Here is a 15725-nt window from a genome sequence, read left to right as displayed (position 1 = left end):
CTCAGGCTGCTCGGGCGACTGCCCGACCGCGCGTTCAACCGGGTGAGCCGCCGCACCCTCGGCCCGCCCGGTGCCGTTTGGCACGGCGACAGCACGGACGGTTACGGGCAGAGGGAGTACGGATGCACAGCAGAGCAGTACGGCACGGCGGGAGACTCACCCTGATGGCGCTGGCCGCGTCGCTGGCGATGGCGGCCCCGGCGCTGGCGGCCGCCGGGGCCCCGCCCGACGGCTGGCACACCTGGAACGCGGCCGGGCCCCAGCGCAACGAGGAGCTGCGGGGTGTCGCGGCCCGCGGTCCGGCCGACGCCTGGGCCGTCGGGTACCGCGAGGACGGATCGGGCGTCAGCGTTCCCGTCGCCGAGCGTTTCGACGGCCGGGCCTGGCGGGCGACGTCGGTACCCGGACAGTCCGGGGCGGGTCAGCTCGACGCGGTGGCGCCGCTCTCCGCCCACGACGTATGGGCGGTGGGCACCTGGAACGACAAGTCGGCCGGACAGGACCGCTCGCTCGGCGAGCACTTCGACGGCCGGGCCTGGCACACCGTCCCGCTGCCCGCGGAGCCCGCGAACCGGTCGGCCTACCCGTCGGCGCTCGCCGCCGTACGCCCGGACGACATCTGGGCGGTCGGAGTCACCGCCGAGGACCGGCTCGGCAGCCCGCGACCGCTCACCTACCACTGGGACGGCCACCGCTGGGCGTCCGTCGCCACCCCCTCCACGGGCGGCGACGCCCTGCTGGAGGGCGCCACCCCCGACGGCGCGGGAGGCGCGTGGGCCGTCGGCGTGGCGTACGACGCACAGGGCGCGGGCCACCCGCTGACCGAGCACTGGGACGGCAGGGCCTGGCGGATCGTCCCCGCGCCGCACACCGCGGGCCAGGGCGAGTCGCTCAACGCGGTCACGGCTGCCGGGCCCGACGACATCTGGGCAGTCGGGGGTGGCGGGCCCTCCGACGGGGCCACCCACCCGCTGACCCTGCACTGGGACGGGCACAGCTGGACCCGGGTCGCCACACCGACGGCCGCCGCGAATCTGCACGCGGTCTCCGCCGACGCGCACGGCCGGCTGTGGGCGGTCGGCGAGCAACAGGGCGTCGACACACCGGCGTTCACGCTGCGCTGGGACGGCACGGCCTGGCACACCGTGCCCGCCGACAGCGGTCCAGGCGGCACAGGGGCCTCACTGTTCGGCGTCGCCACCGTCCCGCACCCGAGGCCGGGCGGCCCCACCGCCTGGACGGTCGGCTCGACACTGCCGCAGCTGCAGCCGACGTGGCATCCGGTGATCGAAGGATTCGGCCCCGCACCCTCGGCCCACTGACGCACGGGGTGCGCGCCGCACCAGCACCCCAACCGGCGCGCACCCCTCACGGCATCCCGCCCTTCGGGCGGCCCCGGCCGGCCCGCCCCCGTCATCGCGGACCGTCGCCGCCCGGAGTGACCCCGCCCCGTACAGGGCCATTCGGGTGCGCCGGGTGGCGGCGCCGTCCGGCCCCGCCGAGCCTCGGAAGGGAGCCGTACGAGGAAGCCGGAGGACCATGGGCACCGCAACCGCATCCCCCGCCACGCCGCGCGTACCCAAGGCGTCCACCGCGTCCGCGTACCGGAACCTGGTGATGGCGACGATCGGCTTCACGCTGACCTTCTGGGCCTGGTCGCTGATCGCTCCGCTGGGCAGCGACTACAAGGACCGGCTCGGGCTCAGTTCCTTCCAGCAGTCGCTGCTGGTCGCGGTGCCCGTGATCGTCGGCTCGCTGGGCCGGATCCCGGTCGGCGCGCTCACCGACCGGTATGGCGCGAAGCTGATGTTCCCGCTGGTCACCGCGTTCACCATCGTGCCGGTGCTGCTGTTGATCCCCGCGAGGGACTCGTACGGCGCGCTGCTGGCCGTCGGCTTTCTGCTGGGGCTCGGCGGTACGACCTTCGCGATCGGGATCCCGCTCGTCAACTCCTGGTTCCCGCCCGAGAAACGGGGGCTGGCGCTCGGTGTGTTCGGCATGGGCATGGGCGGGGTGGCCCTCTCCGGCTACTTCACCACCCGGATCGCCAAGCACGGCGTCAACCTGCCGTTCATCGTGGTGGCCCTCGCGCTGGCCGTGTTCGCCGTGCTGGGCGCGTTGCTGATCAGCGACCATCCGGACCGGAAGGTGCCCACCACCCCGCTGGCCGCCCGGCTCGGCGGCGCCGGGCGGCTGCGGGTGACCTGGGAGCTGTCGGCGCTGTACGCGATCGGGTTCGGCGGGATCGTGGCGTTCGGCGTCTATCTGCCCACGTATCTGAAGACCTGGTACCACCTGTCCCCGACCGACGCGGGCACCAAGGCAGCCGGTTTCGCGCTGGTCACCGTCATCTTCCGGCCCGTCGGCGGACGCCTGGCCGACCTGATCCACCCGGCCGTCGTCACGGCGGGTGCGCTCGCCCTGGTGGCACTGATGGCGATCGTGCAGGCTTTCGACCCGCTGCTGAACCCCACAGGCACCGTCTGCTTCCTGCTGATGGCGGCCGGCCTGGGCACCGCGAGCGGCAGTGTGTTCGCCCTGGTCTCCCAGGTCACCCCACAGCCCCAAGTGGGCAGTGTGACCGGGATCGTGGGGGCGATGGGCGGGCTGGGCGGGTTTGTGCCGCCACTCGTCATGGGCGCGATCTACAGCTCGAAGGGCACCTACTCGATCGGCTTCATGCTGCTCTCCGACCTGGCACTGGCCGGGTGCGTCTACGCGTTCGGCCGGATGCGGACGATCCGGCCCGCCACCGCCGAACCGTGATCAGACCGGGCGCGGGCCGGCGGGCCGGCGCCCCGGCGCGGCCGTCGACGCCCGGCGGTGCAGCTCGGTCGGCAGCTCGGTCACGACGGTCCTGCGGCTGCCCGCGCACACTTCGAGCAGCCGGGTCACCGCGAGCCGTCCCGCCTCACCGACCGGGACGCCCAGCGCGGTGACGGCCGGGGAGGTCGCGCCGAGCGCCGTGAGGTCGTCGGCCGCGGCCAGGCTCATGTCATCGGGGACGCGGATACCGGCCGCCTTCAGCCCGTGCAGCAGCCCCAGCACCAGATAGCTGTTGTAGGCGATCACCGCGGTGGCGCCGGACGGCAGCGCGGCCGCGGCCCCGATCCCCGCGTCGAAGGTGGGCGGCAGCGGCCCCAGCACCCGCAGCCGCGCACCGGCGGCATCGGCCTGCTCCGCCATCGCCGACCGGCGCCGCGCGTCGGCCCAGGAGCCGGCAGGCCCGGAGACATACGCGATGTCGCGGTGCCCCAGCTCCAGAAGATGCCGGACCAGCTCGGACGTACCGGACGCGGTGTCGAGGACGACGGCGGGCAGCCGGCCCGAGCGCCGGTCGACCAGGACGAGGGGACGGCGGCCCGCCCGCGCGCGCAGCGCGGCGTCCGGGCCGACCGGTGCGACCATGACCAGCCCGTCGACCTGCTCGGAGATCCGGTCGGCGAGCGCCGCCTCGCGTTCGGCGCTGTACTCGGACACGGCGAGCAGCAGATGGCTGTCGGTCTCCTCGGCCGCCTGCTGGGCGCCGAGGACGAGCGGTGCGAAGAAGGGGTTGGCGAGGGTCGGCACGATCAGGCCGATCATGCCGGTGCGTCCGGTGGTCAGGGCGCGGGCGGCCGGGTTCGGGTGGAAGCCGAGGCGTTCGGCGGCGTCGCGCACCCGCTGGAGGGTGGTCTCCGCGACCATCTCCGGGCGCATCAGCGCCCGCGACGCCGTGGCCTTGGACACGCCTGCCGCACGGGCCACATCGGCCAGCGTCGCCATCGTCGGATCCCCCTCCGTCCGCCGTACGGGCCGGGCTCTTCGCCGCGTCCGTACGGACCGTGTGACCGCAGTGTGACCGATCACGGGGTTCACGTGGCGGCCGGGCCGTGCCATCCTATCCGCAACCGGTCTCTGCAACCGGTTACATAAACCGGTTGCAGAGACCCGGCCTCGCCCCCTCATCCTGCCGAGGTACTCATGCACCGACCCGACGCGCCCGACGTACCGGACGCGCCCGAGCTGGCCGCCGCCCCCGGACCACGCTCCTCGCTCATCGAGCGGCTGTTCCGCGTCCGCGAGCGCGGCAGCACGCCACGCACCGAGGCCGTCGCGGGCCTGTCCATGTTCGTCGCGGCCGCCTACGCGGCGGTGGTCGTGCCCGGCCAGCTGGCGAAGGCGGGGCTGCCGCTCGGCCCGGTCACCACCGCGGTGATCATCGCGATCGTGCTGGCCACACTCGCGATGGGCCTGTTCGCGAACCTGCCGTTCGTACTCGCCCCCGGTCTCGGCGGGGTGGCGCTGCTCGCCGTCACGATCGTCGGCCAGGACGGGGTGCCCTGGGACTCCGCGCTGGGCATGGTCTTCTGGTCCGGTGTCGCCTTTCTGGTGCTCACGGCCCTGGGCATCCGCGATCTGATCACCCGGCTGATGCCGCTCAACCTCAAGTACGCGATCAGCGGCGGCCTCGGGCTCTTCATCGCGCTGCTCGGCTTCCGGGACAGCGGTCTGGTGATCGCGAAGACCGCGGGCAACTCGCTGAGTCTCGGCGACCTCTCGCAGCCGGCGGCCCTGCTCGCGCTCGGCGGTCTGGTGCTGCTGACGGCCCTGGTGACCAGGAAGGTGCCCGGCGCCTTCCTGATCACCATCGCCGTGGTGACCCTGGCGGGCATCCCGTGCGGGGTGACCGAGCGGCCGGGACACTTCTTCGGGGCGCCCGACAGTCCGGGCCCCGTGCTGTTCCACGTCGACATCCTGGGCGCGCTGAAACCGCAGTACTTCCCGTACATCTTCGCCTTCTTCGTCTCGGAGTTCTTCTCCATGACGGGCACCCTGATCGCCGTGGCGGGCCGGGCCGGTCTGACCGACAAGGACGGCAATGTGCCGGGCATCAGGCGGCCGTTCTACGTCGACTCGGGCGCGGTGATCGGCGGCGCCGCTCTCGGCGCACCCAGCATGACCGCGTATCTGGAGTCGTCGGCGGGCGCGGACAGCGGTGGCCGTACCGGGCTCACCTCGGTGTACGCGGCGCTCGGCTTCGCGGCGCTGCTGCTCGTCACACCGTTCGCGACGCTGATCCCTTCGGCCGCGACCGCACCGGTCCTGATGTACATCGGCCTGAGCATGCTGGGCGCGCTGCGCAACGTCGACTTCCGCGACCCGACGGACGCGATCCCGGCCGCGCTGGTCGTCGCGACCACCATCTTCTTCGGCAACTTCGGCACCGGGATCGCCGTCGGCCTCGCCGCCCATGTCCTGGTCAAGGCCGCCGCCGGCCGGTTCCGGGAGATCCCGCTCGGGCTGTGGATCGTGATGATCCCGCTCGGCTACTACTTCTACACACTCGTCCCCTGACCCAGAATCCCCGCTGCCCCGGGCAGGGGCGCCGGGACACCGAAGGCCCGTTGAGGAGCACCACCGCATGAGCACCGACCAGCAGCACCTGCCGGAACCGCACGACGTCCGCATCAGCGGCGGCCGGGTGGTGTCCACCTTCACGGGTGAGGAGTTCGCAGCCGACGTCCTGCTGCGCGGCGACCGCATCACCGGGGTGCTGCCGCCCGGTGCGCCCGGCGACGCACGGGAGCGGGTGGACGCCACCGGGATGCTGATCGTGCCCGGCTTCGTCGACGCGCACATGCACATCGAGAGCTCGTTCCTCACCCCGCAGACCTTCGCGGGGCTGACGCTCGCCCGCGGGACGACGACCGTACTCGCCGACCCGCACGAGATCGTGAATGTCGCGGGCGCCGAAGCGATGCGCTGGATGACCGAGGCCGGGCAGGGCACGCCGCAGACCCAGCTCTGGGGGGTGCCGTCCTGCGTCCCCGCGCTCCAGGGCCTGGAGCACGCGGGCGCCAGCCTGTCCGCCGACGACATCGACGCGATGCTCCAGTGGCCGGGCGTCGTCGCGCTGGGCGAGGTCATGGACTACCGGGCGGTGGTGGCCGACGAGCCGCGGATGCGCTCCATCGTGGACGCGGCGCGCGAGCGCGGGGTCATCCTGGACGGTCACTGCCCGAACCTCAGCGGCGCCGAACTCAGCGCGTACATGGCCACCGGTGTCGACTCCGACCACACCAAGAACCGCACCGAAGTCGTCCTGGAGAAGGCCAGGATGGGCATGCTGATGATGCTCCAGGAGAAGTGCCTGCTCCCCGAGGTCGTCGATGCGCTGCTCGCGCTGCCGCAGCTGCCGCCGCTGTGCCTGGTCACCGACGATCTGGCCGCCGACCACATCCTGTCCACCGGTCACCTCGACCACATCGCACGCGTAGCGGTGCGGGCCGGGCTGCCCGCCGTCGATGTGCTGCGCGCCCTGACCTGGAACCCGGCGCAGCGGCTGCGGCTGTACGACCGCGGGGTGGTCGCTCCGGGCAAGCGGGCCGACCTGGTCCTGCTCCGCGGCGACCTGGCCGCGTTCGACCCGGCACTGGTGATCGCGGGCGGCCGCACGGTGGCGCGGGACGGGAAGCCGGCGTACGCGACGGAGCCGGTCGCCGGTGCGCTGTCCGGCACCTTCGACGTCGAGCCGCAGACTCCGGACGGCTTCCGCTGGTGTGTGGAGCTGCCGGACGGGGTGCACCGCTTCCGGGCGATGCGGGTCAACTCGCGCGACACGTACACCGAGGCCGCGGAGGCCGAACTGCCCGTCCAGGACGGCGAGGTGCAGTGGGAGGGCCGGGTGACCCTGGTCAGGGTGCGCAACCGCTACGGCCGCTCCGGTACGGTCTTCGCCCCGCTGCTCGGCCGTGAGCTGAGCGCGGGAGCGGTCGCGACGACGTACGCCCATGACAGCCACAACCTGGTCACGGTGGGGACCTCACGGACCGCGATGGCCACGGCAGCGGCGGCGGTGCTGGCCGACGGCGGCGGCGTCGCCGTCGTGCACGGCGACACGGTGGCGGCCCGGCTGCCGCTGCCGGTCGGGGGCGTGATGTCCCCGGCACCGGCCGAGGAGATCGCCGCGCAGTCGGGGGCGGTGCGGACCGCGCTGACCCAGTGGGGCTGGGACCACCTCAATCCGTTCATGAGCGTGTCCACGCTGACGCTCGCGGTGTCACCCAGCCTCAAGATCACGGATCTGTCGCTGGTGGACGTGGTCCGCAGGGAGCCGGTGGCGGCCACGGTGCCTGCCGCTTCCTGACCGGTTCTGCTGTCCCGGTTCTTCTGTCCCGGTTCTTCTGTCCCGGTTCTTCTGTCCCGGTTCGTACTTCCCCGCTCTTCTTCCCCGGCTCCTGCTTCCCGGCTCTTGCTTCCCGGTTCTTCCCTGACCCGGGAAGCCGTCCGGCGGTGCCCGCGGCCGTCTTCCGCTGCGCGCCGGGGGTGAAGGGTGTCAGCCTGGAGGGGTCGCGTGGTTCCCGCCGAGTTCGCGCCGACCGGTCGACGGTTCGCGGGGGCCGCGCGGGACGGGCGTATGTACGGGATGTCCTGCGGCGTACGGACGGACACCTGGCACCGGCCAACGGGAAGGATCACGGTGATGGACCACCCCACCGAGAGCGGCACCGGCAGCAAGACAGCAGGCGATACCGAGGGCAACGCCGGATACGGCAGGAAGCCGTTCAAGCGGTCGAGGAGCCACTTCGCCGACCGCGTCACGGCCGACGGCCGGGACGGCTGGCCCGTCGAGGCCGGGCGGTACCGGCTGGTGGTCAGCCGGGCCTGCCCCTGGGCCAGCCGCGCGCTGGTCTCACGCAGGCTGCTCGGCCTGGAGGACGCGCTCTCGCTCGGCATCACGGACCCGATCCAGGACGACCGCAGCTGGCGCTTCACCCTCGACCCGGGCGGCCGTGACCCGGTCCTCGGCATCCGCTTCCTCAGTGAGGCGTACGACGCACGGGAATCCGGCTACCCCGGTGGTGTCAGCGTCCCCGCGGTCGTGGACGTACCGAGCGGCCGGCTGGTCACCAACGACTTCCAGCAGATCACCCTGGACCTCGCCACCGAGTGGACCGCGCTGCACCGGCCCGGCGCACCCGACCTCTACCCGGAGCGGCTGCGCGGCGAGATCGACGAGGTCATGGAGGGGATCTACCGGGACGTCAACAACGGGGTGTACCGGGCGGGATTCGCCTCGGAGCAGGGCGCGTACGAGGACGCGTACCGCGATGTGTTCCGGCGTCTCGACCTGGTGTCCGAGCGGCTGACCGGACACCGCTATCTGGTGGGGGACACGATCACCGAGGCGGACATCCGGCTCTTCACCACGCTGGTGCGGTTCGACGCGGTCTACCACGGCCACTTCAAGTGCAACCGCTCGAAGCTGACCGAGGACCCGGTGCTCTGGGCGTACGCCAGGGATCTGTACCAGACACCCGGTTTCGGCGACACGGTCGACTTCGACCACATCAAGCGCCACTACTACGGGGTGCACAGGGGCATCAACCCGACCGGCATCGTGCCGCTCGGCCCGGACCTGAGCGGCTGGCTCACCCCGCACTACCGGCAGGAGCTGGGCGGCCGCCCGTTCGGGGACGGCACACCGCCCGGGCCGCCCGCACCGGCCGAGGAGGTCCCGGCGGCCGGCCGGCCGCCGCAGTACTGACCGGGACCCGCCGCCGCGCGCCGGCCGGGACCCGGTTGGGCGTCACCCCGGCGCGTGCTTCCAGCGCGCGGCCCAGTGGCCGCGCGGCCACTATGGAACGGTGACGAATTCTCAGAAACTGGACCATCTCGCTCAGGTGACGACGGGCTGGGTCGCGCGCGATCTCAGCTCTCCGCACGGCCGGCTCAGGGACGCACTCGTCAACTGGCGCCAGGCGTTCCCGCCGTCCTTCACCACCGACTCGGCCGGTGCGAGCACCGCGCGGCTGGTGATCGCCCCGCCCGGCCCGGCGCATCCCGAGGACGCGATGCTCCTCCATCTGACGCGCGCCGAGGCGGACCGGCTGATCGGGCTGCTGCACCAGGACACGACGGAGCAGCTGGACAGACCCGGTAGTGTGCCCGCACGCCTGGGCGTCGGCGGCTGAGGCTCCCGGACGGAACGGGCGCCGGAGGATTCCCCGACAACAGAACAACGGAACAACAGAGGGGCCAGAGATGCTGTTCGGCAAGGAGCACGTCGAGCGTTACGTCGCCACCGACGGGGCCGAGGGTCACGCGTGGCAGGGGACGACCACCCTGATCCTCACCACCACCGGGCGCAAGAGCGGCCGGCAGCGCAGCACTCCGCTGATCTACCAGGCGTACGGCGACGACCTGCTGGTCGTCGCCTCCAAGGGCGGATCCGACCAGCCCCCGGCCTGGTACTTGAACCTCCGGGCGAACCCGGAGGTGCAGGTGCAGGTGAAGGGCGACCGGTTCACCGCGCACGCGCGGACCGCGGGCCCCGCGGAGAAGCCGGACATGTGGCGGACGATGGCGGCGGCCTGGCCCGCGTACGACGAGTACCAGAGCAAGACCGACCGGGAGATCCCCGTGGTGGTGCTCACCCGGTCCTGACCGCGGCGGGCCGATGCGCGCGGGCGTAGCATTTCCCCGCGCGCCGGCCGTACGTTCGCAGCAGGAGGAACCGTTGTCCCGCACCCCCGCACCCGGTGTCGTCACCGACACCGCCCGCCTCGTCCGTGATGCCGCCGGGGAGGACCGGGGCGCGCTGTGGCGGCTGGCAGAGCCGGGGCGCCAGCTGGACTCGAACGTGATCCGGCTGGCCCCGGACACGGGGGTCGCCGGACATGTGGAGCCGGACCTCGACGTGCTCGTGTGCGTGGTCGACGGCGGCGGGCAGCTGGAGACGGCCGACGGTCGCCAGGATCTGGCACCGGGCGCGGTGCTCTGGCTGCCGCACGGCGTCCGGCGCTCACTCACCGCGGGGCCTGACGGACTCTGTTACCTCACCGTCCACCGTCGGCGCGCCGGCCTCACCATCGCCTCCGCGCCCGCCGGGGCTCCCGCATCCGCGCCCGCTCAGGGTCCCGCCCCCGTGCCCGCACCCGCATCCGCCGGGTACGGAGGGGGCGAAGCGGCGTGTCTGCTCCATCTGGTCTGTCCCGGCTGCGGGCGCCTCGCCCAGGAGTCGGGCGCGCGGTTCTGCTCCCGGTGCGGTGAAGGGCTGCCCACCGCCTGAACGCTCCACCGTCCGCCCCTTTCGGACCTTCGCTCCTTTCGAGCCTTTCGGGGCGACTTCCCGCACCCGAGTTGCCCATGTCGCCCTCGTCGCAGGGCGATTCCCTTATGTTGCTTGGCATGTCTCCGTCGATTCACCCAGGGCTGCGACAGTCCTGACGGAGAGTCATCCCCCACAGGAGGAAACATGTCAGGTCAACGGTTCAGATACGTTCCGCTCCGGCTGCGCGCGATACTCGTGGGCGCCGCGGCGGCCGGCCTCGCCCTCACCACGGTGGGCGGCAGCGGCGGCGCGTCCGCGGCCGACACCGGTTCGCTGCCGCTCTCGGGAGCCACCACATCGGGCCTGCACAACACCTATGACCCCGCGACCTTCCCGTACCTCGCCCAGTCGCTGGACACCGGTACCTCGATGATCGAGCTGGACGTGTGGGACGACATCGTCACCAAGGAGTGGAAGGTCAGCCACTCCAACCCGCTGGGCAACAGCAACAACTGCGTGACGGCCGACAGCCCGGGCCAGCTCTACACCGGGGGCGCCAACAAGGATCTGGAGACCTGCCTGGACGACGTACGGGTGTGGCTCGGCGCCCACCCCGGGCACGCGCCGCTGGTGATCAAGCTGGAGATGAAGGCCGGATTCCAGTCCGATCTCGGCCTGGGGCCCGCCCAGTTGGACCAGGCGGTCGCCGCGCACCTGGGCTCCACGATCTTCCGCCCTGCGGATCTGCTGGCCAAGCCGGGCGGCGGCCAGTACGCCACCCTGGACGAGGCCGCGACGGCCGGCAACTGGCCCACCCGCGCACAACTCGCCGGAAAGGTCCTGCTGGAGATCATCCCCGGCACGGTCGAGGAGAAGAACCCGACCGACTCACTGTGGACGGACCGGGAGTACGCCGGATACCTCCGCGATCTGCACACAGCGGGCCACACCGACCAGGCCCAGATCTTCCCCTCGGTGCACACCGCCCAGGCGGGCGATCCCAGGTCGCGGTACACGGACGCCTCACTCCGGCCCTGGTTCGTCTTCTTCGACGGTGACGCGGCCGCCTACCTCGGCGGCACCATCGACACCTCCTGGTACGACACACACCACTACATGCTGGTGATGACCGACGCGCAGAACGTGGCCCCGGTCCTGGACGACAGAAATCCGTCCGCGTCCGACGCACAGGCGCGCGTCGCGCAGCTCGCGGCGGCGCACGCGAGCGTCGCCTCCAACGACTGGACGGGGCTCCCCCAGGTGCAGTCGGCAGCCGTGCCGCGCGGCTGACCACCGGCCCCGCGCCCCTCGGTCCGAACTCCCCGCGGGAGCCGGGTCCGAGGGGCGCGGGAGAGCGGCCCGCGGTCGGCGCGATCCCCAAGGATTGGCAATGGTCTAGTCCAAGTCGTTGACGCGCACCCGACAGACGTCGATTCTGGCGGCCACTTCCTCATTCAGGAGACCGACCAGGAGACCCGACCAGGAGACCGACAGATGAATCGCATGCGCATCCGTTCCCTGCTCTGCGGCGTGGCGGCGGCCGCACTGGCCACCACCGGGCTGGCCGCACTCGGCACCGGCCAGGCGGCCGGAGCAACCACGGACAGCAAGGCCACCACCTCCACCGCCGGGACCACGGCCCTCAGCAACCGCTGGTACGCGGCGGCCCCGTACCTCATGCCCACCGACAACAACCCGCCCGACGCCGGGGCCATCATGGACGCCACCGGACTGAAAGCCTTTCAGCTCGCCTTCATCCTGGCGCCCAACGGCGGTGGATGCAGTCCGACTTGGGGCGGCACATCGGCCGTGTCGTCCGATACGGCGGTGGGCTCCGTCATCGACGGGATCCGCGCGAAGGGCGGCGACGTCTCGGTCTCCATCGGCGGGTACGGCGGCACCAAACTCGGCCAGGCGTGCTCCGACGCGGCCTCGACCGCCGCCGCCTACCAACAGGTCATCAGCAAGTACCAGTTGAAGGCCATCGACTTCGACCTGGAGGAGCCCGAGTACGAGAACACGGCGGCCGTCGCGCACGAGATCGGCGCGGCGAAGATCCTCCAGCAGAACAACCCCGGCCTGTATGTGTCGGTCACCACCGCGGGCACCGCCGACGGCACCGGCTGGTTCGGCAAGCAGATGCTGAACGAGGCCAAGTCGCAGGGGTTCACCCCCAACAACTTCTCGATCATGCCCTTCGACGGCGGCTTCAACGGGGCCGCGTCCCAGACGAGCGCGCTGACCAACTTCAACACCATCCTGCAGTCGACCTTCGGCTGGGACGAGGCGACCGCCTACGCCCACGAGGGCTTCTCCGGGATGAACGGGCGCAGCGACACCGGCGAGTACTTCAAGCAGGCGGACTTCCAGACCGTCCTGGACTTCGCCACCAGCCACCACATGGACCGCTTCACCTTCTGGTCACTCAACCGCGACCGTCAGTGCAGCCCGCCGGACAACGGCACCACGTCGGGCACGTGCAGCAGCGTGCCGCAGGCGGACTGGGAGTTCGCCAAGTACTCGGTGACGTTCGCAGGGACGACACCGTCCCGCAGGTGACCACCCCGCACACCTGAGCACCCCAGCACCCCAGCACCCCAGAAATGTCCCATTGGGCCTTATGTCCCAGTGGGACATTTCCGGGTGTACGGTGAAAAGCATGGACGATGAGGGGACAGCCGGAGACCGGCGGGCCCGCAAGGCCCGCCGGACCCGTGAAGCGCTCGCGGAAGCCGCATGCACCCTGGTGTGCGACCGTGGACTCAAGGCCGTCACGGTCGAGGACATCGCCGACCGCGCCGACGTCGCCCGCCGGACCTTCAGCCGGTACTTCTCCAGCAAGGAGGACGCGGTGCTGGACTCCGTACGGGCCGACGGCGACCGGATCAACGCCGCCCTGCGCGCCCGGCCCGCGGACGAGACCCCGCTCGTCGCCTACCGCAACGCGGTGGACGACTGGCTCACGGACGACACCCACCCGGCCTGGCACCGCCGTCCGCGGATCTTCGAACTGATGCGGATCGCGGGCGGGGAGCCGACGCTCTACGCCGCCTTCCAGCACATCCGGGTGGAGGCCCAGGAGGATTCGATCCGGATCCTGGCCGCCCGGATGGGCGTCGACGACGAGCACGACCTGCGCCCCGCCGTTCTGGTGGGAGCGGGTGCGGGAGCCCTCGTGGCCGCCCAGTCCGTCTGGGTCCGCGGCTCCCGCCAGGACGCGCTCCCCGGCATCGTCCATGCCGCCTTCGCCGCACTCACCGGCGAACTGCCGCAGGCGTGACACCCCCGCGGCGCCCCGTACGAAAGGAAACACAGGCACCATGAGCAACACCACCCCCACAGAGGAGTTCGCCGGCCGGACCGCACTGGTGACCGGCGGCGCGTCCGGCATCGGCCTGGCCATCGCCGGCCGGCTCGCCCGCGGCGGCGCCGCGGTCATCGTGGCCGACTACAACGAGGAAGGCGCCCGCAAGGCCGCCGCCGGCCTCGAGGCGTCCGGGGCCCGCGCCACCGCCGTCGCCGTGGATGTCACCGACCCCGCGTCGGTGGAGCGCGCCGTACAGCACGCCACCGACACCTTCGGCGCGCTGCACCTCGCCGTGAACAACGCCGGCATCGGCGGCCCCAGCCTGCCGACCGGCGCGTACGAGGTGGCCGACTGGCAGCGCGTCATCGACACCAACCTCAACGGCGTCTTCTACTCCCTCAAGTACGAGCTGCCCGCACTGCTCGCCGCGGGCGGCGGCGCGATCGTCAACATGGCCTCCATCCTCGGCACCAACGGCTTCGCCGGGTCCCCCGCCTATGTCGCGGCCAAGCACGGAGTCGTCGGGCTCACCAAGACCGCCGCGCTGGAATACGCCGCTCAGAACATCCGGGTCAACGCCGTGGGCCCTGGCTTCATCGACACCCCGCTGCTGCGCGACACCGACAACCCGATGCGGGAGCAGCTCGTCTCGCTGCACCCCGCGGGCAGGCTGGGCACGGCCGACGAGGTGGCGGAGCTGACGGCGTTCCTGCTCTCGGACCGCGCCTCGTTCATCCACGGCAGCTACCACCTCGTCGACGGCGGCTACGCCGCGCGCTGACCGAATCACCACGGCGGGCCGGTATCGGGGACCGGTCCCGCCGCCCAGCTGAGGAGCACACCATGAAAGCAGTCCAGTACCGCACCGTCGGCGCCGCACCCGAGGTCGTCACCATCCCCGACCCCGAGCCCGGACCGGGCCAGGTGCTGCTGAAGGTCACCGCCGCGGGCGTCTGCCACTCCGACATCGCCGTGATGAGCAGGCCCGCCGAGAGCCTGCCGTACGAGCTTCCGCTCACCCTGGGGCACGAGGGCGCCGGCACGGTCGCCGCGATCGGCGCCGGTGTCACCGGCCTGACCGAGGGCGAGTCCGTCGCGGTCTACGGGCCGTGGGGCTGCGGCTCCTGCATCAAGTGCGCCGAGGGCAAGGAGAATTACTGCCTGCGCGCCGATGAACTCGCCATCCACCCGCCCGGCCTCGGCGCCCCCGGCGCGATGGCCGAGTACATGATCGTGGACAGCCCGCGCCATCTGGTGCCGCTCGGCGATCTCGACCCGGTGGGGGCCGTACCGCTCACCGACGCCGGACTGACCCCGTACCACGCCATCAAGCGCTCGCTGGCGAAGCTCACCCCCGGCTCCACCGCCGTGGTCATCGGCACCGGCGGGCTCGGGCATGTGGCGATCCAGCTGCTGCGGGCGATGTCCGCGGCGCGGGTCATCGCGCTCGACGTCACCGACGACAAGCTGGCGCTGGCCAGGACGGTCGGCGCGCATGAGGCGGTGCTCTCCGACGAGCACGCGGCCGCCCGGGTGCGCGAACTGACCGGCGGACTCGGCGCGCAGGCGGTGTTCGACTTCGTGGGTGTCCCGCCCACGGTGGCGCTGGCCGGTGCGGTGGCCGGCGTCGAGGCCGATGTCGCGCTGGTCGGGATCGGCGGCGGCACCCTGCCCGTCGGCTTCGGCGCACTGGCCTTCGAGGTCTCGGTGGCCGCGCCCTACTGGGGTTCGCGCTCGGAGCTCACCGAGGTGCTCGACCTGGCGCGCGCCGGATCGGTTGACGTCCATGTGGAGACGTATCCGATCGACGAGGCGCCGCTGGCCTACGAGAGGCTGCACGCCGGGAAGATCAACGGACGCGCGGTCATCCTGCCGCAGAGCTGAACACCACGGTCGAGCTGTTCAATGTGGCGAGCAGCACGGCACCGGAGGGAAGTCCCGTCCATTCCGGCAGGGCGGGCTGAGGAGAGACGGCGGGCGAGGGAATTGCGCGCTGCATTCGCAGGGCGTCGACGGATTCCGCGAGCAGTTCGTATTCCGTGGTGTCGTCGTTGATCGCGAATCGCATGAGACCACCGCTGGCCAGCACTTCGGCTGCCTTGTCCTGCTGCGGCCCGCCGTCCCGCCAGGCACGGAGGGCGCCCGGTACATCGGGGGCGTCCGCGGGCAGTTCGAAGAGCGCGCGGGCCGGGAAGCAGCCACGCTCGGGGCTGGGATCCAGCCGTTCCGAGATCCACGTCGCCCGGTCCCTGAGCCACCACAGGGCCAGCGGGAGAGTGGGGGCGCGGTAGGTGCCGAGCGGCACTCCGACGCGTCGTCCACCGCAGACTCCGTACGCGGTGACATGGCACAGGAATTCATCGTGCACAGCCACTCCCCCAG

14 protein-coding genes and 1 pseudogene are annotated in these 15725 nt (G+C 72.0%); 13 read left to right on the top strand and 2 right to left on the bottom strand.

The features are described 5' to 3' along the window. Positions 1 to 122 precede the first annotated feature (122 nt). Positions 123 to 1322 (top strand): hypothetical protein, encoded by a 1200-nt coding sequence (locus OG510_RS35420; protein WP_406142112.1) that lies wholly within the window; start codon positions 123 to 125, stop codon positions 1320 to 1322. Between the two features lie 217 nt (positions 1323 to 1539). Beyond that, positions 1540 to 2766: a nitrate/nitrite transporter gene (locus OG510_RS35415; RefSeq protein ID WP_406142111.1), complete on the top strand. Its 1227-nt coding sequence runs from the start codon at positions 1540 to 1542 to the stop codon at positions 2764 to 2766. Here OG510_RS35415 and OG510_RS35410 read toward each other — a convergent pair whose 3' ends face one another. Continuing rightward, positions 2767 to 3765 carry a LacI family DNA-binding transcriptional regulator gene (locus OG510_RS35410; protein ID WP_406142110.1) on the bottom strand — a complete coding sequence of 333 codons (999 nt, stop codon included), beginning with the start codon at positions 3763 to 3765 and terminating at the stop codon, positions 2767 to 2769. It lies immediately after the preceding gene. 198 nt (positions 3766 to 3963) lie between these two features. Between OG510_RS35410 and OG510_RS35405 the strand changes: the two genes are divergently transcribed. The 11 genes from OG510_RS35405 to OG510_RS35355 all read left to right on the top strand — a co-directional run bounded on the left by OG510_RS35405 (position 3964) and on the right by OG510_RS35355 (position 15227). Beyond that, a complete protein-coding gene (locus OG510_RS35405; protein ID WP_406142109.1) occupies positions 3964 to 5337 on the top strand; it encodes an NCS2 family permease in 1374 nt (457 codons plus the stop codon). A gap of 67 nt (positions 5338 to 5404) precedes the next feature. Then, a complete protein-coding gene (locus OG510_RS35400) occupies positions 5405 to 7129 on the top strand; it encodes an adenine deaminase C-terminal domain-containing protein (protein ID WP_406142108.1) in 1725 nt (574 codons plus the stop codon). 336 nt (positions 7130 to 7465) lie between these two features. Beyond that, on the top strand, positions 7466 to 8530 hold the full coding sequence (locus OG510_RS35395) for a glutathione S-transferase family protein (protein WP_406142107.1): 1065 nt from the start codon (positions 7466 to 7468) through the stop codon (positions 8528 to 8530). Positions 8531 to 8630: 100 nt separating this feature from the next. Further along, the gene (locus OG510_RS35390) at positions 8631 to 8957 is read left to right on the top strand and encodes a hypothetical protein (RefSeq protein ID WP_164266656.1); all 327 of its coding nucleotides are present in this window, start codon (positions 8631 to 8633) and stop codon (positions 8955 to 8957) included. A 70-nt stretch (positions 8958 to 9027) separates the two neighbouring features. Continuing rightward, on the top strand, positions 9028 to 9429 hold the full coding sequence (locus OG510_RS35385) for a nitroreductase family deazaflavin-dependent oxidoreductase (RefSeq protein WP_406142106.1): 402 nt from the start codon (positions 9028 to 9030) through the stop codon (positions 9427 to 9429). Between the two features lie 73 nt (positions 9430 to 9502). After that, positions 9503 to 10054: a cupin domain-containing protein gene (locus OG510_RS35380; RefSeq protein ID WP_406142105.1), complete on the top strand. Its 552-nt coding sequence runs from the start codon at positions 9503 to 9505 to the stop codon at positions 10052 to 10054. Between the two features lie 186 nt (positions 10055 to 10240). After that, positions 10241 to 11326: a phosphatidylinositol-specific phospholipase C domain-containing protein gene (locus tag OG510_RS35375; protein WP_406142104.1), complete on the top strand. Its 1086-nt coding sequence runs from the start codon at positions 10241 to 10243 to the stop codon at positions 11324 to 11326. Between the two features lie 204 nt (positions 11327 to 11530). Next, a complete protein-coding gene (locus tag OG510_RS35370) occupies positions 11531 to 12595 on the top strand; it encodes a chitinase (protein WP_406142103.1) in 1065 nt (354 codons plus the stop codon). 100 nt (positions 12596 to 12695) lie between these two features. Further along, positions 12696 to 13316, top strand: a complete 621-nt coding sequence (locus OG510_RS35365) for a TetR family transcriptional regulator (RefSeq protein ID WP_406142102.1) — start codon at positions 12696 to 12698, stop codon at positions 13314 to 13316. A 40-nt stretch (positions 13317 to 13356) separates the two neighbouring features. After that, a complete protein-coding gene (locus OG510_RS35360; protein WP_406142101.1) occupies positions 13357 to 14124 on the top strand; it encodes an SDR family NAD(P)-dependent oxidoreductase in 768 nt (255 codons plus the stop codon). A gap of 62 nt (positions 14125 to 14186) precedes the next feature. Next, complete coding sequence (locus tag OG510_RS35355; RefSeq protein WP_406142100.1) at positions 14187 to 15227, top strand: NAD(P)-dependent alcohol dehydrogenase; 1041 nt, start codon at positions 14187 to 14189, stop codon at positions 15225 to 15227. Positions 15228 to 15312: 85 nt separating this feature from the next. On the opposite strand, the pseudogene OG510_RS35350 reads toward OG510_RS35355, so the two are convergent. Next, a pseudogene (locus OG510_RS35350) lies at positions 15313 to 15711 on the bottom strand (hypothetical protein); the annotation flags it as partial. Positions 15712 to 15725: the final 14 nt, after the last annotated feature.

This window comes from Streptomyces sp. NBC_01089, from assembly GCF_045162975.1.
Lineage (GTDB): Bacteria > Actinomycetota > Actinomycetes > Streptomycetales > Streptomycetaceae > Streptomyces.
Note: the sequence above shows the minus strand (reverse complement) of the source record. Positions and strands in the feature narration are given on the sequence as shown.

What these genes read in the sequence shown, in the direction of transcription:
- OG510_RS35420 (WP_406142112.1), top strand. Translation starts at nt 123, where the DNA reads ATGCACAGCAGAGCAGTACGGCACGGCGGGAGACTCACCCTGATGGCG.
- OG510_RS35415 (WP_406142111.1), top strand. Translation starts at nt 1,540, where the DNA reads ATGGGCACCGCAACCGCATCCCCCGCCACGCCGCGCGTACCCAAGGCG.
- OG510_RS35410 (WP_406142110.1), bottom strand. Translation starts at nt 3,765, where the DNA reads ATGGCGACGCTGGCCGATGTGGCCCGTGCGGCAGGCGTGTCCAAGGCC.
- OG510_RS35405 (WP_406142109.1), top strand. Translation starts at nt 3,964, where the DNA reads ATGCACCGACCCGACGCGCCCGACGTACCGGACGCGCCCGAGCTGGCC.
- OG510_RS35400 (WP_406142108.1), top strand. Translation starts at nt 5,405, where the DNA reads ATGAGCACCGACCAGCAGCACCTGCCGGAACCGCACGACGTCCGCATC.
- OG510_RS35395 (WP_406142107.1), top strand. Translation starts at nt 7,466, where the DNA reads ATGGACCACCCCACCGAGAGCGGCACCGGCAGCAAGACAGCAGGCGAT.
- OG510_RS35385 (WP_406142106.1), top strand. Translation starts at nt 9,028, where the DNA reads ATGCTGTTCGGCAAGGAGCACGTCGAGCGTTACGTCGCCACCGACGGG.
- OG510_RS35375 (WP_406142104.1), top strand. Translation starts at nt 10,241, where the DNA reads ATGTCAGGTCAACGGTTCAGATACGTTCCGCTCCGGCTGCGCGCGATA.
- OG510_RS35370 (WP_406142103.1), top strand. Translation starts at nt 11,531, where the DNA reads ATGAATCGCATGCGCATCCGTTCCCTGCTCTGCGGCGTGGCGGCGGCC.
- OG510_RS35365 (WP_406142102.1), top strand. Translation starts at nt 12,696, where the DNA reads ATGGACGATGAGGGGACAGCCGGAGACCGGCGGGCCCGCAAGGCCCGC.
- OG510_RS35360 (WP_406142101.1), top strand. Translation starts at nt 13,357, where the DNA reads ATGAGCAACACCACCCCCACAGAGGAGTTCGCCGGCCGGACCGCACTG.
- OG510_RS35355 (WP_406142100.1), top strand. Translation starts at nt 14,187, where the DNA reads ATGAAAGCAGTCCAGTACCGCACCGTCGGCGCCGCACCCGAGGTCGTC.